Below are 20,439 nucleotides of genomic sequence, written 5' to 3'. Positions count from 1 at the left end.
AACCGAAGCGCAGCCGCCTCAGTTCCATTTTACTAACGTATTAATAAAGTAAGTGGTTATTTTTCACCAACGTGAACCCTAATCGTAGCAGTAACGGTGGGGTGTAACTTAACAGGAACGTTAGTGTAACCAAGTGAACGAATGGGTTCTGATAGTTCGATCTTACGCTTATCAAGCTTGATATTGAATTGTTTATCCAACGCTTGTGCGATTTGCTTACTTGGAATTGATCCAAACAACCGGCCATCTGAACCAGCTTTAGCAGTTAGTTCTACGACGGTCTTGTCGTTTTCTAGCGTAGTTTTAAGTTCCTTAGCATTTGCCAGTTCTTCGGCTTCAGTTTTAGCTTCAGCCCGTTGTTCAGCTTTTAGCTTTCCAATTGCAGAACCAGTAGCTGCCTTAGCCTTTCCATGCTTAATTAGAAAGTTTTGGGCGTAACCTTGTGGGACATCCTTGACCTCGCCACGTTTCCCTTTTCCACGAACATCTTCTAAGAAGATAACTTTCATTTAGAATCCACTCCTTTTCGCCAAATTATTAAATAAAATGGCTATTTAGCTATTACTATTCTATTTTATCATCATTATCTGAATCAGTCTCATCTGACAAAACATCTTTAATGGTTTTATCCAAAATTGGCTCAACTTCAGAAACCTTTTTATCCTTAATTTGAGTAGCTCCACTTGAAAGGTGCCCACCACCACCAAGTCTTTCCATGATGATTTGAACATTAACTTCACCGTTACTTCGAGCAGAAATTCCAACCATTCCGCCGGCTCTTTCCGTAGCAACGAAGGAAGCCTCTACCCCAGACATCGTAAGAATTGAATCAGCGGCCTGAGCAGCAGTAACTGGATCGTATGGATGATCATCTTCACCAATTACCATTGCAATGTGGCGATCCTTATCAACAAACTTAACTAATGAAATTAAGTGGTTCCGAGCAAGGTAATCATCAACATTTTCTTCCATAAATTGTTGCATTTCTTCAGAATCAGCACCAGCTGAACGAAGATAACTGGCGGCATCGAACGTTCGAGTCCCGGTCCGCATTGAAAACGATTTGGTATCAATGAAGATTCCAGTTAGCATTGCTGTTGCTTCTAGCTTATTGATTGGTTCTGCATCCTGAGATTGATATTCAAACATTTCAGTAATCAATTCACAGGTAGAGGATGCGTACGGCTCAATGTAAACCAAAATTGGGTTTGGTGGAAATTCCTCACCCCGCCGATGATGATCAATGATTACAACCCGATTGGATAGGCGCTCGTAAAGATCACTGGAAATACTCATTGATGGTTTGGAATGATCAACCATAATCAATAAACTATCGTCGGTAGCCTTTTGTAAAGCCTCTTCGGGGGTAATGATGGAATCATAAATTTCAGGATAGTCCTTACTAGTTTCAATCAGTCGTTTTACATCGGTATGCAACTGTGACTGGTCCACTACGATCCAACACTTCTTATTATTCATCTTAGCAATTCGCCGAATGCCAAAGCAGGCCCCAATTGCATCCATATCTGGTCGTTGATGCCCTTGAACAAAGATCTGATCAGATTCCTTCATGATTTCTTGAAGGGCCTGAGAGGTCATTCTAGCACGCACACGCGTCCGCTTTTCCATTGGGTTGGTCTTACCACCGTAGAACCGAGCTTCTTGGTTCTTAGCCTTAACAACGACTTGATCACCTCCACGACCCAATGCCAAATCTAAATCACTCTGGGACTGATCAGCTAGGCTATTCAAGTTATTATCACCATAAGCAATTCCCACACTTAGGGTTAACGGGAAGTTTTGCTTAGAAGTACTTTCACGAATTTTATCCAAAATCTTGAACTTATCCTCTTCAATTGCCTTTAACGAACTAGCGTATGCAATAATCATGAAGTGGTCATCATCAATCTGTTTCAAATACATTCCAAATTCGCGAGCCCATGCCGTTAATTCGTTGGTAACATAATTCAATAGGTTCGAAATTTCTTGGTCAGTCATTGACTGGGTAATTTCATCGTAATTATCTAGAAAAATTTCTCCAATTGAAATTTTTTCATTATTATAACGTTCTTGAATATCATAATAACTAGTAACATCCATTAAGTAGACGGTATGAAATTCCTTTTGAATCAACATCGAAAAATGGTGGTGATTCCAAGTGACATCATTCGTATCGTTAGAATTCCAATATTTTGAAATTAAGGAATTTAGCCCTGGCGCGACATCCACAACCGATTGGCCTAAGACGTATTGGTCACCAAAGTATGGTTGTAAGTACGGATTAACCCATTCAATTTTTTGATCATCGCTTAGGATCATAATTCCCATTGGCATCTCTAGCATCGTTTCTGATTCACCACGATGAATTCGATATGATAAATCTGAAATGTACTCATTCCGATTAGCACTTAAATGATTTAATAAATTGAAGGTATACGCTAATCCTAAACATACAAATGCTAATAGGAAGACTCCAGTTAAACTACTGTATAAAAAAGCAATCACGGTGCCTAAAATTGATAAAGTGGCAGTAAATAAAGTCACCCACCTTAAATGTTTATTTCTAAGAAAAGGTGGTATGTTTTTAGATGAAAATTTTTTCTTCATTATGATACCTCTTGTATTTTGAGATAACTATATTTTATCACAATCTGATTTTGATAGTAAAAAAAGGAGTAGGACCAAATGATCCCACTCCCTTTCACAATCAATATTAGTCTTCACTGACGAAGGACATTAATCCCATAATCCGTGAACGCTTGATAGCAGCAGTCAACTTACGTTGATTCTTAGCGCTGGTACCAGTAACTCGACGAGGTAAAATCTTACCACGTTCTGATGTAAAGCGGTTTAACAATGCTACATCCTTGTAATCGATGTAATCGATATGATTAGCAGCAATGTAATCAACCTTACGACGACGACGTCCGCCTCTTCTTTGTGCCATTTGATTCACTCCCCTACAATTTATTATTTTCGGTTTACAATTTTAATTTTAGATTAGAATGGTAAATCATCATCAGAAACATCAATTCCACTATCATCATCATTGCCATCAAACGGGTCTTTATTATTACCATTATTATGGTTATTAAAAGTTTGGTTAGGATTTTGGTTCCCACCATTCACACCGTTGCCAGGATTATTATAGTGGTTCATGTTTCCGCCATTTTGAGGAGCATTATCATTGTTCATTCCACCATTTTGGAAGTTATTCACGTTTGCTGCGCCCCGATTAGAGTTAGCAGAATTCCGTGATTCCAAGAATGAGAAGTTCTCAACGACAACTTCCGTTACATACACACGGTTCCCTTGGTTATTTTCATAATTCCGGGTCTGAATTCGGCCATCAATTCCGACCAAATTCCCCTTATGCACGTAATTAGCAAAATTTTCAGCTGACTTCCCCCACACGACACAGTTAATAAAGTCCGCCTCACGTTCGCCATTTCCATTTTTGAAACGACGATCAACAGCTAAACTAAAACTACCAACTGCTCTGCCGCTTTGGGTGTATCGCAATTCTACATCCCGGGTCAAACGACCAGTTAATGTGGCTCGATTAATCATGCTGAAAAACTCCTCTCATATTTAAGCTAGACTGTTTAATTATCTTAAAACAGTCATTTGACGTAAGATTCCATCACTGTACTTGGATAAACGGTCAAATTCTTGTAATGCTTCGTGCTTATCAGTAGTAAGGTTAACAATGTGGTAAGTTCCTTCATTGTAACCGCCAATTTCGTAAGCAAAACGACGCTTTGACCAATCCTTTGAGTCAATAATCTTAGCACCATTATCAGTCAAGATCTTGTCAAAACGATCAACTAATTCCTTCTTAGCTGGTTCGTCTAAATCAGGACGAATGATGTAAGTAATTTCGTATTTCTTTTCTTCCATGAGTTACACCTCCTTGTGGTCTGTGGCTCCATGGACAATTCCATGGGGCAAGGAAAACATTAGCGCATAGTGCGCCAATATTCACAAATAAAAATTATAGCATGTTTAAATAAATTAATCAATAGATTCAAATAACGAGATCTAAAATTGCGATACAGTATTAAGATACGCAGCAAAATAAAAAACGGCGTATCACCGTTTTTTTTATTTTAAATCTTTATGATTCTGGAGTTTGATTAGCATCAGCCGTTTCATCATCCTTAGCGACCTTGGCCATGGTTGCAACCTTCGCACCATCATCCATTCGAATTAGATGGACTCCCAGGGTCACCCGACTACTCTTTGATACATTGTTTGCATCAAACCGAATCGTAACCCCCTTATCGGTGATTAACATGATGTCTTCATCACCATCAACGGTTGCTAATCCAGCTAACGGGCCGTTCTTAGAATTGATCCTAGCGGTCTTGATTCCCTTTCCACCACGACCCTTAATGGCATATTCATCAGCTGGCGTCCGCTTTCCATATCCCTTTTCTGAGATAACGAAAACATAACTATCAGCATTTAACACGTCTGCACCAACTACATAGTCATTAGGGTGGAGATTGATTCCACGAACCCCACTAGCAGTCCGCCCCATTGAACGAACATCTTCAGCCTTAAAGCTTGCAGCATACCCTAAATGCGTCCCAATAATGATATTGTCATCATTATTAACAACTGAGACCCGAATTAGTTCATCATCATCCTTCAAACTAATTGCTTTGAGTCCATTGCTCCGAATGTTGAAGAATTCATCAATTGGTGTCCGCTTGGAACGTCCCAGCTGGGTCGTAAAGAATAGGTATTTTTCATTATTCTTAGCCTTAGCAGAAACGTTAATCACAGCTTCAATCTTTTCTTCGGGTTTGATCCCCAATAAGTTAATGATTGGAATTCCCTTTGCAGTCCGGCCATATTCAGGGATTTCGTACCCCTTCATTCGATAGACCTTCCCAGCATTGGTAAAGAATAACAGCGTATCATGGGTAGAAGTGGCAACTAGGTGTTCAATAAAATCATCATTATGAACGCCCATCCCCTGAATTCCTCGACCACCGCGATTTTGGGTCTTGAAATCAGAAGTTGGTAATCGTTTAACGTAGCCGTTATGGGTCAACGTCACCATTACGTCTTCTTCGGCAATTAAGTCTTCATCTTCGATGCTTAAGACTTCACCGACCAATAATTCAGTCCGGCGGGCATCGCCAAAGCGATCTTGAATTTCCAATAATTCATTGTAAATAATTTGATTGATCCGTTCACGACTTGCCAAAATTGCTTTAAATTCTTCGATATCCTTCAATAGCTTTTGGTGTTCGTCTTCAACCTTTTCACGTTCCAGGCCGGTTAAACGAACTAGTCGCATATCCAAAATGGCTTGGGCTTGTTTATCAGAAAGAGCGTAATTATTAATTAATTGCGCCTTGGCAATTGCACCCGTCTGGGATTCACGAATAATTTTAATAATTGCATCAATGTGATCCAGTGCTGTTAACAGTCCCTGCAAGATATGGTCACGGTTTTGGGCCCGTTTCAAATCATGTTCAGTCCGGCGCTTAATCACTTGGACTTGGTGTTCCAAGTAGTTCTGCAAGATTTCTTTTAGGCTTAGCACTTTGGGTGCTCCATGAACAATCGCTAACATGTTAAAACTAAATGAGGTTTGCAAAAGGGTCAACTTATAAAGGTTATTCAAAACCACTTCGGCACTAGCATCCCGGCGAACATCAATCGTTACCCGTAATCCCTCACGGTCAGATTCATCCTTAATATCGGTAATCCCATCGATTCTTTTTTCGCGAACTAAATCAGCAATTCGCTCAATCAACTTGGCTTTATTAACCATGTATGGAAGTTCGGTGGCAATAATTTGTTGATGGCCCTTCACTTCTTCAATATCCACTTTGGCACGTAGGACAATGGTTCCCTTCCCATTTTCATATGCTTTTCTAATTCCGGATTTACCCATTACCACTCCCCCGGTTGGGAAATCAGGTCCCGGAAGGGCATCCATTAAATCAGCAGTCGTTGCATCAGGATTGCCCATTAAAATATGAATCGCACTGATAACTTCGCTTAAGTTATGTGGTGGAATGTTAGTGGCCATCCCAACCGCAATTCCAGAAGCTCCATTCACTAATAGGTTCGGGAAGCGTGATGGTAACACGCTCGGTTCCTTTTCAGTTCCATCATAGTTATCTTGAAAATCAACGGTATCCTTATTGATGTCACGTAACATTTCCAATGAAATCTTACTAAGTCTAGCTTCGGTATACCGCATTGCAGCAGCTCCATCACCATCAACGGAACCAAAGTTTCCATGTCCATCAACTAGTAGGTAACGATAACTAAAGTCTTGTGCCATCCGCACCATCGATCCATATACGGCAGAGTCACCGTGAGGATGGTACTTCCCAAGAACGTCCCCAACGACTCTGGCTGACTTCTTATACGGTTTATCAGGAGTAACCCCTAATTCATGCATATCATAAAGGATTCTACGATGGACTGGCTTTAATCCATCCCGCACATCGGGTAGTGCTCTTGCAACAATCACACTCATTGCATAGTCTAAAAATGAGGTCTTCATTTTTTTAGATAAATCAATATCTGTTATTCGGTGATTTACAATATCTCCATTGGCCACTTTAATTTGCCTCCATTCATGGTCTTATTTTAATTCGTGTTACACGTGAAACATTTTTTGAGCAATCCAATTAAATGTTACACGTGAAACATTTAATTAAACATCCAAGTTTTCAACAAACTTTGCGTTTTCTTCAATGAATTTACGCCGTGGCTCAACTTGATTCCCCATTAGCATTGCAAATACCTGTGCGGCACCAGCAGCATTATCGGAATCCACTCGTAGGAGGTGTCGATTCTCTGGGTTCATCGTTGTTTCCCATAGTTGTTCCGGATCCATTTCACCAAGCCCCTTGTAACGCTGAATTTGTGGTTTTGGTGAACCTGGTAGTTCGCTCAATAGCTTGTGTAACTCTTGGTCGGTATCAATATACCGTTGTAGTTTTCCCTGTCTTAAACGATACAAAGGTGGTTGTGCAATATAAACGTACCCCGCATCCAATAATGGACGCATGTAGTTATAAATCAAAGTCAATAACAACGTTTGAATATGAGCACCATCAACATCGGCATCGGTCATAATAATCAACTTGTGGTAGTGAACCTTAGAAATATCAAAGTCTTCACCAAACCCGGTTCCCATCGCTGTGAATAAAGAACGGATTTCTTCATTTGCCAAAATTCGATCCATGCTAGCCTTCTCAACGTTTAGAATCTTGCCCCGAATTGGTAAGATTGCCTGCGTTAATCTTGAACGGCCCTGTTTAGCTGAACCGCCGGCAGAATCCCCTTCGACAATAAATAACTCTGAAATGGATGGATCATTACTGGTGTTATTAGCCAATTTCCCAGGAAGGTTACTAATTTCTAGGCCGCTCTTCTTCCGAGTAACTTCACGGGCCCGTTTAGCAGCAACCCGTGCTTTGGATGCAATCGAACCCTTTTCAACAATTTTTCTGGCTACACTTGGATGTTCTAGCAAAAAGCGGTTGAAGTGCTCACTAAAGATATGATCGGTCACGGCCCGTGCATCGGAGTTCCCTAACTTCGTCTTAGTTTGCCCTTCAAATTGTGGGTCTGGATGCTTAATGCTGATCACTGCGGTTAACCCTTCACGCACATCATAACCGGTCAGCTTAGCATCCTTACCCTTCAAAAGATTATTCTTACGTGCATAGTCATTAATGACCCGTGTTAAAGCACGCTTAAACCCTTCTTCATGGGTTCCCCCTTCAATCGTATGGATGTTATTAGTAAAGGTTAATAGATTACTGTGATAATCATCAGTATATTGAAGTGCCACTTCAACGTTGATGTCATTTTCCTTGCCCTCAACGTAAATTGGTTCTTCAAATAACGTGTCCTTGTTTTCATCTAGGTAATCAACGTAGTGCCTAATTCCACCTTCATAGTGAAAATCATGTTCAACTGGCTTTTCTGGTCGATTATCACGTACCGTAATTCGCAAACCCTTGTTCAAAAACGCAAGTTCACGGACCCGGTTAGTTAGTGTGTCCATGTCGTAAGTAGTCGTCTCAGTAAAGATATCAGGGTCCGGTACAAAGTGCACCTTAGTCCCATGTTCCTCTTCAGAGGTCGTCCCGATTTGTTTCATCGGTGTTTTCACATGTCCACGTGCAAAGTCAATGTAGTATACCTTTCCACCACGTTTAACGGTTACATCTAATTCAGTGGAAAGCGCATTAACAACCGATGCTCCCACTCCATGAAGACCACCGGAAACTTTGTATCCGCCACCGCCGAACTTTCCACCAGCGTGCAAAATCGTAAAGATGGTTTCTAGCGCCGGTTTCCCAGTCTTCGTCATCACGTCCACGGGAACTCCCCGTCCGTTATCAGTAACGGTAATACTATTATCCTTTTCAACAATTACGTGAATGGTATCAGCAAATCCAGCGAGTGCTTCATCGATTCCGTTATCAACAATTTCCCATACTAAGTGGTGCAATCCTTGAACACTAGTGGAACCAATGTACATCCCAGGTCGCTTACGAACGGCTTCCAGTCCCTCTAAGACCTGGATTTGACTGGCATTATACTTCTCAGCCTCTTTTTCACGGCGCTTTTCTTCGTCAGTCACCCTAAACTCCTCCTTTAATCAAACATCATTAATCAACTTTTAAAACCCCATTTGTAACTTGAAACACCTTTGGATCATGAATTAAATCCTTAGCAATCCCACTCAGACTAGTCGTTGTTAAAAACGTCTGAACTTTGTCTTGAATTGCCTTCAACAAGTGGGTTTGCCGGGCATCATCTAATTCTGATAAAACATCATCCAATAGCAACACTGGGTATTCACCAGTTTCTGATTTCATTAAATCAATCTCAGCTAATTTCACAGATAGGGCGGTCGTTCTTTGTTGCCCTTGTGAGCCGAACGTTTGAACATCATTTTGATTAATTTGAAACTTTAAATCATCACGATGGGGACCGGCAATGGTGGTTCCCATTTTAATTTCACGGTCACGTTCATCATGAAACACCCGTTTTAAGCCATCGTAAATTGCGTTGATGGATTCAAGTTGCTTTTGCTTTAAAGAAGTCATGTACTTAAAGGTCAAGTGCTCTTGTTTTTGTGAAATCGTCGAATGAATCTCTGCTGACCAATGCTCAAGTTTTTTTAATAGCATTAACCGCTGGGCAATCACTTTAGACCCATAAGCAGCTAACTGATCGGATAAAACGTCAAGATAAACTAAATCAGTCGCCCTATGAAGCTGTAACAACTTTAAGTACTTATTACGCTGCTTTAACACCCGCTGATATTGAACGGTATTATAAAGATATTGATTGCTCATTTGACCAAATTCAATATCCATAAATCGTCTGCGAACCTGGGGAGCCCCCTTCACGATCGAAAGGTCCTCTGGCGCAAATAAAATAACGTTTAATTGACCAACATAATCAGATAGTTTGGCCTGTTCGATATGATTCACCTTAGCACGTTTCCCCTTCTTACCAAGGTCTAATTCTAAGTTCAGGTTTCCTGAATTCTTTTCTACGAGGGTCTTTAAACGGGAATTCGGTTGCTTCCATTGGATCAAATCAGAATTATTATTAGTCCGATGACTCTTCGTCAATGCTAAGACATAAATCGATTCCAATAGGTTAGTCTTGCCCTGGGCGTTGTCCCCGAGTAGCACATTCACTCCCCGATCGAAATCAACAACTAGGTGTTCATAGTTTCTAAAGTGATCCAATTCTAATTTTGAAATTCTCATTAATCATCCTGCTTTGCTCGAATGAAGAACATCCCAACATCTGGGACTGAGACATTATCACCATCATATAGTTTCTTACCACGGCGGTTTTCTGGTTCATCATTAAGCAGCACCGTATTTTCACGCAAGTACCACTTAGCCTGTCCACCAGAACTAACGATTGTCTCCTCCTTTAACATTTGACCTAATGTTATATACGGAGTGGAGATAAAAACAGTTTTTTTCAAATTTTCACCCCTCTTTTACAAGTATTATTATACCCTTAAAAAGTTAAAAAGTACACTTTAATAACATTATCAGCCGTTTACAGCCACTTTATGCTAATTAAATATAATCAGTCTAATAAAACTTAAATCGCCTTAAATCGCAAATTTTGACGGATATTAGGCAAAAAAAGGAGCAGAACCATTGAATTAGTTCTGCTCCTTTAGGTTAAAATCAATCTTTATCAACGTAGGTTAATTCCTTTGAAGTATGTGTAAATGGCTCAGCACCATTTTCAGTAACATGGACGCAGTCCTCAATTCGAACCCCTGCTACATTTGGAATGTAAATCCCAGGTTCGATTGAAAAGCACATGCCTGGTTGTAATTCCATCTGATTACCTTCCATAATTGATGGGAATTCATGTTCACTCATCCCCATCCCATGACCAAGTCTGTGGATAAAGTACTTACCATAACCAGCTTTTTCAATCACGTCTCTAGCAACCGCATCTAATTCCTCAGCAGTAATTCCGGGTTTCGCAGCATCCATTGCCTTTAACTGGGCTTCTAAACAGACGTTATAAATATCCAGTTCCTTATCAGTCGGTTTACCAACGGCAACGGTTCTAGAGGCATCTGAGATATAACCATCATGAATCGTCCCTAGGTCAAATAACACTAGCTGATTATTTTGAACCTTAATTTCACTGGTATCACCATGTGGATTAGCCGCATGGGCACCGGCTTGGACTAGCGTGTCAAAACTCATGTTACTAACACCACGCATCTTTAATGCATATTCCAATTTGGCAGCAATACTCATCTCAGTCACGCCTGGTTTAACAGCAGCAAAGCCCTGCTCAAAAGCAAAGTCAGCTTCACGGCCAGCAGCGTCTAGCTTTGCAATTTCATCAGCAGACTTAAATAGCCGCAGCTGATCAATAAACGAAGTGACATCCAAATCAAATTGGGCAGCTGGCATTACGGTTTGGAGTGCCTCTTCCCTTGCAACGGATAAGTAGGATTTATCTAATGCCACTCGTCTCGGATTAGCGACCCGCTTTTTTACTTGGTCAGCAATCATTTGCCATGGATTCTCATGGTCCAAATATCCATAAACAGGGTGGTTAAAACCAGTCCCCTTAATTACTTCCACCTCTAACGCTGGTGCAAACATAAATGGTTCCTGGTCAGCAAATACAACTAACGCTAATACCCGTTCCACTGGATCACTAAAGAATCCAGTTAGGTATTCAATCGTCTTAGGATTGCTAATGTATGTGAAATCAGCACCCTGTTCTGCAGTCCATTTTTGAACTGATTCTAATTTTGACATTTAAACCACCCCACAAAATAATTTTTAATTAACTGCTAAAAGGTCCGTACTGGCGTTACTAGTTGGATAAAGCTGTTGCCATCTTCAGTAGCCTTTAAAGTAAACGGCCGAAGTGCAGATGAAAATGAAATTTCAATCATCGTTTTTCCAAATGAATGCAATGCCTCTTTAACATAATCAGGATTGAATGAAATTTCTAGTTCTTCACCCGTGACTGAATCTGGCTCTAATTCTTCTTCAACCGTTCCAACATCTGGAGAATCACCAGTAATTTTAATTTTACCATCACTTGGGTCGATAGTTAATTTGACAACGTTATTTCTTGATTCATGGGAAAGCAGGGAAGCCCGTTCAATGGATGCCAGCATCATAGGGGCTTCTAATTGAATTTGGGTGGATGACTCTTCGGGAATCAAACGGGAAGTATCAGGATAGTTTCCCTCTAGTAGTCTTGAGTAGAAGTACGTGTCCCCAAAAATAAATAGTACTTGGTTTTCAGCAATTCGCATCTCAAGATCTTGATGCTCTTCAATCATTCTAGAAAGCTCACTTAGGTTCTTTCCAGGAATAATAAAGCTATATTCACGATTATTTCCAGAGAAATTAATGGTTCTTTGGCTTAAACGGTGACTATCGGTTGCGACTGCTAATAACTTCCCATCACTGATTTTAAAATGAATCCCAGTTAAGATGGGCCGACTTTCCTGATTTGATACTGCAATTACAGTTTGGCTAATAATTTCTTTAAAGATATCACCAGAAAATGGAATGGAATCGTCTGTGTCAATTTGAGGAAGGTGAGGGTAGTTACTAGCGTTCAACCCATTAATCGTAAATTCTGATTGCCCAGATGTAATCGTGGTTTGTAGGTCACTGGCAACTGATAGTTCCATTTTTTCTTCAGGAAGCTTTTTAACGATGTTAATAAAGAATCCGGCCGTTAAAACAACTGCGCCACCTTCAGCAATTACTAATTCGTTATTGTCATCATCACTTTTAATTTGGGTTTCAATTGAGACCTCGCTGTTACTTCCAGTAAGACTTAACCCTTCATCATCAGCAGTAATTTTAACTCCAGTAAGAATTGGAATCGTTGTTTTTGAAGAGATAACTCTGGATACCTTGTTCAAACTTTTGATTAAAGCTGCTCGCTTAATTGAAAATTTCATTTTGTTAATTTCCTCCTGCTCTACAACAATAAGTATTTATATACATAGTAGTACTAGGGGCTGTGGATAACCCTTTGATTTTCGACCTTAGCCCATGGGGCCCAAGCGATTGAGCCTGTGGATAACTTGTGGATAACTCGAGATTTCTGTGGATAACTTGTGGATAACTTTAGTTATAAAAAGGTGAAAGACATGTTTAAATTATAACATTATTTCCCGATTTAAAGTTGTGCAAGCTAACGAAGTAACTCCATTTTTAGATCAGCCACTTCGTCTTTTATCTGTGGATCATTATTATCAAGAGCTCGTTTAATTTTATCATAGGCGTGGATAACCGTTGTGTGGTCTTTACCACCAAAAGCCTCACCAATTTTAGGCAGAGACGTTTTGGTTAGTTCGCGAGAAAGGTACATGGCAACTTGCCTGGGTGCTACGATTTCCTTATACCGTTTTTTCCCCTTAATATCATCAATTGAAACGTTATAATAAGCCGAAACGCCCTCTAAAATATCCTCAATATCAACGTTATGATCAACTTTAGAAGCAAAATCATGATTCGAAATGGCACTTTTAACCATTGGAATATTAATGCGGCTAGGGCCACCATTAAAATCAGAAAACGCCTTTACTTGTGAGAGGGCGCTTTCCAACTCCCGAACGTTAGAATCAACCTGTTTAGCAAGGTATTCCAGCGCTTCTTCAGTAATTGAAATTTTGGAATATTTGGCCTTGCTCTGGAGGATTTTCGTTCTGGTAGCAACGTCTGGTTCTTCAATACTGACTGATAGTCCCCAGTTAAATCTAGAAACCAATCTGTCTTGGAGCTTTGAGATTTCATTGGGGAGTCGATCTGAGGTCATGACGATTTGTTTTTTATCATTACGAAGCTCATTAAAAGTATGAAAAAACTCCTCTTGAGTCTTATCCTTACTAGAGAAAAATTGAATATCATCAACCAATAGTAAGTCGACATTGCGGTACTTTTCTTTAAAGCGTTCCATTTCAGTACCGCCATGTGAACTATCTTTAACAGCACTTACAAATTCATTTGTAAATTTCTCGCTAGTAATAAATACGACGTTTTTGCTCGGATCCTGTTCCAACATGTAATTTCCGATTGCTTGCATTAAATGAGTCTTACCTAGCCCCACGCCTCCATAAATCAGTAAGGGGTTATAGGTAACTCCTGGATCTTCAGCAACTGAAAGGGCGGCAGCTTGAGCGAACATATTCTGCTTACCGACCACAAATTTATCGAAAGTATAATTAGGATCTAATTGATCGCTTTCGTCGCTTTCTGTGGGGTATAATAGTGGCTCTGCTTGCGCTTGTTGTTCATCTTTGACTTGGTTTTCAGTCATTAGTACCGGGGTAATGTCCTTTCCTGTAAGTTGAAAGGCATACTCAATGACCTTACTAGAGATGTTTTTTTGCCAATATTCAACGTGTAAAACGGAGGGTAATTGGAGCGTTAATTGATCGTGATCAAGCTTAAGGGGCTTAACGTTGCTAAACCACGTCCGATAACTAACTGCTGTAAAATCATTTTTTAAGAGTGAATTGATTTCATCCCATAAAGAATTAGCATCCAAATTAAGAGCCTCCTTTCCTTATGATTTATAAAAAATACAAAAAATATTTTAGCATTAAAAGGGGGAGTTTTCCACAGGTTCATTAAATAATCAAGCTTGTTTCACAACTTGTGGATAAAGTTATCAACACCCTGTGAATAACTACTAATTTTGAGAGTTAATAATTGAGTTATCAACAGGCGTTGTGGATAACTTATGTGCTTTTAACGTTGGTATAATAGCATTTAGTTAAAGTTATCAACAACTGTGGATAACTTTATCCACAGCCTGTGGATATGTGGATAACTTGTGGATAACTATGTGGATAACTAGTAAAATGGATTTCATAAAAATGTTGCGTAACATTTTTTATCCACAGTTTTGTGGATAAAAAATAATGGTGGTTTCTAGAAATAACTATTTAAAATTGAGATTAATTGTGTTATTATGTTTAGGAATTGTATTTAAACTTAATATAAATAGAACAAGTCTAAGGAGGGTTAGTAATGAAGAGAACTTACCAACCAAAGAAACGTCATCGTGCTCGTGTACACGGTTTCCGTAAACGCATGTTAACTAGTAACGGACGCAAGGTGTTAGCACGTCGTCGTAAAAAAGGCAGAAAATCATTGTCTGTATAGATCACTGACCATTCAGTGGTCTTTTTCATTATTATGTATATTTTGAATCGTTACCTGGAGATGGATTATGCGAAAATCATATCGCGTTAAAAAGGAAGCTGACTTCCAGACGGTATTTGAAAACCATAACTCAGTGGCTAATCGAATGTTTGTAATTTATCAAATGGATAAGCCGAGCCAACCTCATTTTAGAGTTGGCATTTCTGTTGGTAAAAAAATTGGGAACGCCGTCCATAGAAATTGGGTCAAGCGTCGGGTTCGTCAATCACTTTTAGAATTGAAGCCAGCATTACGCAGTGATGTTGATATCCTAGTGATTGCGCGTCCACATGCTGATGGCCAGTCAATGAAAACCATCAAGTATAATTTGATTCACGTCTTGAAACTAGCAAATTTACTTAATCCTGATTATAGTGAGGACCAAAAAATTGAATAAAAAACTAAAAAAGTACTTAGCGTTAGGTTCTGTTTTTAGTTTAGCGTTCCTTTTGAGTGCATGTAGTACCACTCCCATCACCAACCACAGTACTGGTTTTTGGGATGGTGGAATTGTTTTAAACTTCTCACGTGCGATCATTTGGTTATCTAAACTATTTGGGTCTAGTTACGGAATTGGGATCATTGTTTTTACGATTATCATCCGAATCATCATTTTACCATTGATGATTTTCCAGACCCGCAGCATGAAAAAGACGCAAGAAATTCAACCACAGTTAAAGGCATTGCAAAAGAAGTATTCGTCGCGGGATACCGAAACAATGCAAAAATTGCGTGAGGAGCAACAAAAGCTTTATTCTGAAGCTGGTGTTAATCCAATCGCCGGTTGTTTGCCTTTAATTGTTCAACTACCAGTTATTTATGCGTTGTATCAATCAATTTCACGAACTGAGATTTTAAAATCCGGTCAATTTTTGTGGCTAAGATTAGGGGATAAGGATCCATTTTTCATCCTACCAATTTTAGCAGCAGGATTGACGTTCATCAGTTCATGGCTTGCAATGAAGTCTCAACCTGAGAAAAATAGCATGACCACGATGATGACATTTGGGATGCCATTAATTATCTTCTTTACTGCACTTAGTGTTCCATCCGCCCTTTCACTTTACTGGGTAATTACCAATGCTTTCCAAGCGGTACAAACCCTAGTTCTTCAAAACCCTTGGAAAATCCAACGGGAACGTGATGAAAAGCAGCGGATTCAAAAAGATCACGAACGTAAGGTTGCTAAAGCAATTAAAAAAGCTAAGAAGAGCCGTCGTAAATAAATTAAACCTTAATTAAAAGACACCGTTTCTATTGAATTCGGTGTCTTTTTTTGTTGTTGATGTGCTATCATTATAATGTTAACCAAAATTTAATGGGGGAAACATATTCATGAACACGTTTACCGGAAAAACCGTTGAAGATGCGATTCAAAAAGCACTCAACACACTAGCAATCGATAAAAACCAAGCAAAAATAAAAGTTGTTCAAACAGAAAAAAAGGGGTTTCTTGGCTTTGGCAAACGAGATGCAATCGTTGAAGTAACACCCATCCAAGAACCTAATGAACAAGTACCAAAATCATCCAGTAATGACGATGATATTAATACGAAGGCATCCAATGCTGCTAAGTCAGCAAGTGTTGAATTCAGTCGTTCTAAGGGTGATGAATCTGAAACCCCTAAAAATGCTGAAGAAACTAAACAAGCAATCGAACAGTTAAGGGCATACCTAGATGCGATCGTGATCCAATTGAGCATTCATGCCACTTCAGAAGTAATTATTAAAAATAGTAAGTTCGTTAAAATTAATTTTGATACTAAGGAAGAGGGGTTGTTAATTGGAAAGCATGGTTTGACCATTAATGCCCTTCAGACCCTTGCTGAAATTTACTTAAACCGGTTAGGGATTTATCATGTGACGGTTGAATTAGATACCGCTAACTATCGGCAACGACGATTAGATATTTTGGAAAAATTAGCAGAGAAGACCGCTCGAGACGTTGTAGCTGAAGGCAAACCAGTTTATCTAGATCCAATGCCTTCATTTGAGCGTAAAAAAATTCACAAGACACTAGAACACCATCAATACGTCAGGACTTACTCAGCAGGTCGCGAACCATATCGCGCTGTAGTGGTGGTTCCCAAGTAACTAGCTTTTATCAAACAGCCAAATTGACAAACCGTTTATATCTCGCTATGATATAAATGTTATTTGTCGTGTAAAAATAAATATCGCTAGATGAAGTAGTGAAAGTGCTTTATCCACGGAATTTTAAGCGTGGAGTGGGCACTTTTTTTGTATTGAAAAAGAGAAAGGAAGTCATCAAATGGCATTAACAACAACTGAATTTGATACCATTGCAGCAATTTCAACGCCTCCTGGTGAGGGCGGAATTGCAATCGTCAGAATTAGTGGTGAGGACGCAATGAAGGTGATTACCGCAATTTACCGTGGTAAAAATTTAAATCAAGTTGCTAGCCATACCATTAATTATGGGCACATTATTGATCCTGCTAATAATAATGAAACCGTTGATGAAGTGATGGTGTCTGTAATGCGGGCACCGAATACCTATACCAAGGAAGATGTAATTGAAATTAATTGCCATGGTGGCATCGTTGCTACGAATCGAATTTTACAAATTGTCCTTAGCAACGGAGCGCGAATGGCGAACCCGGGAGAGTTTACTGAACGGGCATTTCTAAATGGACGGATTGACCTTTCCCAATCCGAAGCAGTGATGGATTTGATCGAGGCTAAGACCGACCAGTCAATGAAGGCGGCTTTAAACCAACTAGATGGGAATCTTTCACATTTAATCAGAAACTTACGACAGGATATTTTAGACGTACTGGCGAACGTCGAGGTCAATATTGATTATCCCGAATACGATGATGCAGAGACGATGACGACGAAGTTGCTATTAGATAAGGCCAGAGAAGTGCGGGCCAGAATTCAGCAACTGTTAAAAACTGCTAAACAGGGGAAGGTGTTACGGGATGGATTGGCCACTGCAATTGTGGGCCGACCCAACGTTGGCAAGTCCAGTATTTTAAACCACCTTCTGCATGAAGATAAGGCAATTGTTACTAACGTTCCAGGAACGACACGGGATGTGTTGGAAGAATACGTTAACGTCAGTGGGGTGCCTCTTAAGTTGATTGATACTGCTGGAATTCGTGAAACCGATGATCAGGTTGAAAAAATTGGGGTCGAACGCTCACGGAAATCAATTAATAGTGCTGATTTAGTGCTATTGGTTTTAAATTCTAGTGAACCATTGACTGCTGAAGATCGTGAACTATTGAAGCTCACTAGTGATACGAAACGAATTGTGATTTTAAATAAGACCGACCTTACGACTAAGATCGAATTGGATGTCGTAAGAAAATTAGTTGGAGCGCAGAATATTATCTCAACCTCTGCAATGCAGGCTGATGGTTTACAATCCTTAGAACAACGAATTGCAAAGCTCTTTTTTGAAGAGGGCATTCAAAATTCGCAATCGAACGTAATGGTGACTAACGCTAGACACATTAGTTTATTGAATCAAGCTGATTCTGCGTTGAACGATGTAATTAATGGAATTGATAGCGGGATGCCGGTTGACTTAGTGCAAATTGATATGACTAGGTGTTGGGAGCTGCTCGGTGAAATTACTGGTGATAGTTACAATGATGAATTACTAGATCAGCTATTCAGCCAATTTTGTTTAGGAAAGTAACTGTGGATAACTAATGTAAATTCAAATAATCAACATGTGGATAACTTTGGAGGAAAATTATGAGTGAAATTTTAAGTCATGTTAAGCAGACTTATCAGGGGCCGGATTACGATGTCATCGTGGTCGGTGCTGGACATGCCGGCTGTGAAGCAGCATTAGCGGCCGCTAGAATGGGGAATCAGACCCTGTTATTGACGATCAATTTAGAAATGGTTGCATTTATGCCATGTAACCCGTCTGTTGGGGGCCCCGCAAAGGGAATTGTGGTCCGTGAAGTGGATGCACTTGGTGGTGAAATGGGTCGCAATATTGATAAGACCTACGTTCAAATGCGAATGCTAAATACCGGGAAGGGTCCAGCCGTCCGGGCACTGCGGGCTCAAGCCGATAAGCATGCTTATCACATGAAAATGAAGCAAACGATTGAAAATCAACCCCACCTGACGTTACGTCAGGGAATTGTGGATTCGTTGATTACGGAAGATGGGGTTTGTAAGGGTGTTGTTACTAACACAGGGGCTAAATATAACGCCAAAACGGTCGTTTTATGTACCGGAACGTCTGCACGGGGTAGAATTATCATCGGTGAACTGCAGTACTCCTCAGGCCCTAATAATACCCAACCAGCACTGGAGCTTTCTAAGAATTTAGAAGCGCTTGGTTTCAAGCTGAAGCGCTTTAAGACCGGGACCCCACCACGGGTCGATGGAAATACGATTGACTTCACTAAGACGACTGAACAACCTGGGGATAAAGATGTGAACCACTTTAGTTATGAAACCCCTGATAGCCAGTATCTAGATGTGAAGAATCAACTTTCTTGTTGGTTAACATATACGAATGAGAAGACCCATGCGATCATTCGTGAAAACTTGGATCGGGCACCAATGTTCAATGGAACCGTTGAAGGAATTGGACCACGGTATTGTCCTTCAATTGAAGATAAAGTTGTGCGGTTCGCTGATAAGGATCACCACCAGGTCTTTTTGGAACCTGAGGGTCGTGATACCCAGGAATACTATGTTAATGGAATGTCAACTTCGATGCCAGAAGAAGTCCAACAAAAGATGGTGCACTCCGTTGAGGGGATGCGTGATGCTGAACTAATGCGGCCTGGATACGCAATTGAATATGACGTAGTTGATCCATACCAGTTAAAACCGACGTTTGAGACTAAGGTGATAAAGAACCTCTATACTGCGGGACAAACCAATGGGACTTCCGGGTATGAAGAAGCTGCTGGACAGGGGATGTATGCGGGCATTAATGCTGCATTACGAGCTCAGGGGAAGGATCCGCTAATTTTAAAGCGGAATGAAGCCTACATTGGCGTAATGGTTGACGATTTGGTTACCAAGGGGACGAACGAACCCTACCGACTCCTTACTAGTCGGGCTGAGTATCGTTTATTACTGCGGCACGATAATGCTGACATGCGATTAACCGAAAAGGGATATGAGTTGGGGTTAATTTCAGAGGAGCGTTATCAAGCATTTCTTGCAAAGAAAGCTGCAGTGGAAGGCGAAATCAAGCGGCTGAACAGTATTCGGATTAAGCCCAATGCTGAAGTGAACCAATTCATCCAAGACCACGGTGATAAACCACTTCAAGATGGGGTCTTAGCGTCCGTTTTCCTACGAAGACCATACGTTACTTACAACGTTTTGAAGCGCTTTATCCCAGCCCCTGACCAGCCACTGGGCCGGCGGGTAATCGAGCAGGTTGAAATTCGGACTAAGTACGCCGGATACATTAAAAAGGCCGAAGAAAACGTTGAAAAACTGAAGAAGATGGAAGCTAAGAAAATTCCAGAAAACATTGATTATGATGCGATTGATGGATTGGCAACTGAAGCCCATCAAAAACTAAAACAGATTCAACCACACAGTATTGCCCAAGCATCCAGAATTAGTGGGGTAAATCCTTCTGATATTGCAATTCTAAGTGTTTATATCCAACAGGGACGGATTGCAAAGACGAAGTAAAAAGTAATCCACAGGTTTTAAGGAACCTGTGGATTACTTTTGTGTA

At 40.2% G+C, this 20,439-nt stretch carries 18 protein-coding genes; 6 read left to right on the top strand and 12 right to left on the bottom strand.

All coding sequences use genetic code 11. From position 1 onward, the window contains the following. Positions 1–56: 56 nt before the first annotated feature. The 12 genes from rplI to dnaA all read right to left on the bottom strand — a co-directional run bounded on the left by rplI (position 57) and on the right by dnaA (position 14,079). Positions 57–509 (bottom strand): 50S ribosomal protein L9, encoded by a 453-nt coding sequence (gene rplI, locus MOO44_RS03580; protein ID WP_260117053.1) that lies wholly within the window; start codon positions 507–509, stop codon positions 57–59. A gap of 55 nt (positions 510–564) precedes the next feature. After that, positions 565–2,607, bottom strand: coding sequence for a DHH family phosphoesterase (locus MOO44_RS03575; protein ID WP_260117052.1), 2,043 nt, complete (start codon positions 2,605–2,607; stop codon positions 565–567). 106 nt (positions 2,608–2,713) lie between these two features. Next, complete coding sequence (gene rpsR, locus MOO44_RS03570) at positions 2,714–2,947, bottom strand: 30S ribosomal protein S18 (protein WP_260117051.1); 234 nt, start codon at positions 2,945–2,947, stop codon at positions 2,714–2,716. 53 nt (positions 2,948–3,000) lie between these two features. Continuing rightward, positions 3,001–3,570, bottom strand: a complete 570-nt coding sequence (gene ssb, locus MOO44_RS03565) for a single-stranded DNA-binding protein (RefSeq protein WP_260117050.1) — start codon at positions 3,568–3,570, stop codon at positions 3,001–3,003. Between the two features lie 39 nt (positions 3,571–3,609). Continuing rightward, positions 3,610–3,900, bottom strand: a complete 291-nt coding sequence (gene rpsF, locus MOO44_RS03560) for a 30S ribosomal protein S6 (protein WP_260117049.1) — start codon at positions 3,898–3,900, stop codon at positions 3,610–3,612. Positions 3,901–4,117: 217 nt separating this feature from the next. Continuing rightward, positions 4,118–6,592 (bottom strand): DNA gyrase subunit A, encoded by a 2,475-nt coding sequence (gyrA, locus tag MOO44_RS03555; RefSeq protein ID WP_260117048.1) that lies wholly within the window; start codon positions 6,590–6,592, stop codon positions 4,118–4,120. Between the two features lie 96 nt (positions 6,593–6,688). Beyond that, on the bottom strand, positions 6,689–8,632 hold the full coding sequence (gyrB, locus tag MOO44_RS03550) for a DNA topoisomerase (ATP-hydrolyzing) subunit B (RefSeq protein WP_260117047.1): 1,944 nt from the start codon (positions 8,630–8,632) through the stop codon (positions 6,689–6,691). A gap of 28 nt (positions 8,633–8,660) precedes the next feature. After that, positions 8,661–9,776, bottom strand: a complete 1,116-nt coding sequence (gene recF / locus MOO44_RS03545; protein WP_260117046.1) for a DNA replication/repair protein RecF — start codon at positions 9,774–9,776, stop codon at positions 8,661–8,663. Then, the gene (yaaA, locus tag MOO44_RS03540) at positions 9,776–10,003 is read right to left on the bottom strand and encodes a S4 domain-containing protein YaaA (RefSeq protein WP_260117045.1); all 228 of its coding nucleotides are present in this window, start codon (positions 10,001–10,003) and stop codon (positions 9,776–9,778) included. The genes recF and yaaA overlap by 1 nt, the downstream gene beginning before the upstream one ends. Positions 10,004–10,214: 211 nt before the next feature. After that, positions 10,215–11,318 (bottom strand): M24 family metallopeptidase, encoded by a 1,104-nt coding sequence (locus MOO44_RS03535; RefSeq protein ID WP_260117044.1) that lies wholly within the window; start codon positions 11,316–11,318, stop codon positions 10,215–10,217. Positions 11,319–11,353: 35 nt separating this feature from the next. Continuing rightward, complete coding sequence (gene dnaN / locus MOO44_RS03530) at positions 11,354–12,487, bottom strand: DNA polymerase III subunit beta (RefSeq protein ID WP_260117043.1); 1,134 nt, start codon at positions 12,485–12,487, stop codon at positions 11,354–11,356. Between the two features lie 236 nt (positions 12,488–12,723). Beyond that, positions 12,724–14,079 (bottom strand): chromosomal replication initiator protein DnaA, encoded by a 1,356-nt coding sequence (gene dnaA, locus MOO44_RS03525; protein WP_260117042.1) that lies wholly within the window; start codon positions 14,077–14,079, stop codon positions 12,724–12,726. Between the two features lie 485 nt (positions 14,080–14,564). On the opposite strand from dnaA, the gene rpmH reads away from it, so the two are divergent. The 6 genes from rpmH to mnmG all read left to right on the top strand — a co-directional run bounded on the left by rpmH (position 14,565) and on the right by mnmG (position 20,393). Next, positions 14,565–14,699, top strand: coding sequence for a 50S ribosomal protein L34 (rpmH, locus tag MOO44_RS03520; protein ID WP_260117041.1), 135 nt, complete (start codon positions 14,565–14,567; stop codon positions 14,697–14,699). Positions 14,700–14,766: 67 nt separating this feature from the next. Beyond that, positions 14,767–15,135 (top strand): ribonuclease P protein component, encoded by a 369-nt coding sequence (gene rnpA, locus MOO44_RS03515; RefSeq protein WP_260117040.1) that lies wholly within the window; start codon positions 14,767–14,769, stop codon positions 15,133–15,135. Beyond that, positions 15,128–15,964 (top strand): membrane protein insertase YidC, encoded by an 837-nt coding sequence (gene yidC, locus MOO44_RS03510; RefSeq protein WP_260117039.1) that lies wholly within the window; start codon positions 15,128–15,130, stop codon positions 15,962–15,964. Before rnpA ends, yidC begins: the two co-directional genes overlap by 8 nt. A 109-nt stretch (positions 15,965–16,073) precedes the next feature. Further along, positions 16,074–16,832 (top strand): RNA-binding cell elongation regulator Jag/EloR, encoded by a 759-nt coding sequence (jag, locus tag MOO44_RS03505; protein ID WP_260117038.1) that lies wholly within the window; start codon positions 16,074–16,076, stop codon positions 16,830–16,832. 178 nt (positions 16,833–17,010) lie between these two features. Then, positions 17,011–18,408, top strand: coding sequence for a tRNA uridine-5-carboxymethylaminomethyl(34) synthesis GTPase MnmE (gene mnmE / locus MOO44_RS03500; protein ID WP_260117037.1), 1,398 nt, complete (start codon positions 17,011–17,013; stop codon positions 18,406–18,408). Between the two features lie 59 nt (positions 18,409–18,467). Beyond that, complete coding sequence (gene mnmG, locus MOO44_RS03495; protein ID WP_260117036.1) at positions 18,468–20,393, top strand: tRNA uridine-5-carboxymethylaminomethyl(34) synthesis enzyme MnmG; 1,926 nt, start codon at positions 18,468–18,470, stop codon at positions 20,391–20,393. Positions 20,394–20,439: the final 46 nt, after the last annotated feature.

The sequence above is a fragment of the Nicoliella spurrieriana genome, from assembly GCF_023380205.1.
GTDB lineage: Bacteria > Bacillota > Bacilli > Lactobacillales > Lactobacillaceae > Nicoliella > Nicoliella spurrieriana.
The sequence above is the reverse complement of the archived record's forward strand: the minus strand, read 5'-3'. Positions and strand labels throughout refer to the sequence as shown.

Bases quoted from the DNA above. Each gene is read 5' to 3' on its own strand.
- mnmE (WP_260117037.1), top strand. From the start codon at position 17,011: ATGGCATTAACAACAACTGAATTTGATACCATTGCAGCAATTTCAACG.
- rnpA (WP_260117040.1), top strand. From the start codon at position 14,767: ATGCGAAAATCATATCGCGTTAAAAAGGAAGCTGACTTCCAGACGGTA.
- rpsR (WP_260117051.1), bottom strand. From the start codon at position 2,947: ATGGCACAAAGAAGAGGCGGACGTCGTCGTCGTAAGGTTGATTACATT.
- ssb (WP_260117050.1), bottom strand. From the start codon at position 3,570: ATGATTAATCGAGCCACATTAACTGGTCGTTTGACCCGGGATGTAGAA.
- dnaN (WP_260117043.1), bottom strand. From the start codon at position 12,487: ATGAAATTTTCAATTAAGCGAGCAGCTTTAATCAAAAGTTTGAACAAG.
- MOO44_RS03575 (WP_260117052.1), bottom strand. From the start codon at position 2,607: ATGAAGAAAAAATTTTCATCTAAAAACATACCACCTTTTCTTAGAAAT.
- rpmH (WP_260117041.1), top strand. From the start codon at position 14,565: ATGAAGAGAACTTACCAACCAAAGAAACGTCATCGTGCTCGTGTACAC.
- mnmG (WP_260117036.1), top strand. From the start codon at position 18,468: ATGAGTGAAATTTTAAGTCATGTTAAGCAGACTTATCAGGGGCCGGAT.
- jag (WP_260117038.1), top strand. From the start codon at position 16,074: ATGAACACGTTTACCGGAAAAACCGTTGAAGATGCGATTCAAAAAGCA.
- rplI (WP_260117053.1), bottom strand. From the start codon at position 509: ATGAAAGTTATCTTCTTAGAAGATGTTCGTGGAAAAGGGAAACGTGGC.
- rpsF (WP_260117049.1), bottom strand. From the start codon at position 3,900: ATGGAAGAAAAGAAATACGAAATTACTTACATCATTCGTCCTGATTTA.
- recF (WP_260117046.1), bottom strand. From the start codon at position 9,776: ATGAGAATTTCAAAATTAGAATTGGATCACTTTAGAAACTATGAACAC.
- MOO44_RS03535 (WP_260117044.1), bottom strand. From the start codon at position 11,318: ATGTCAAAATTAGAATCAGTTCAAAAATGGACTGCAGAACAGGGTGCT.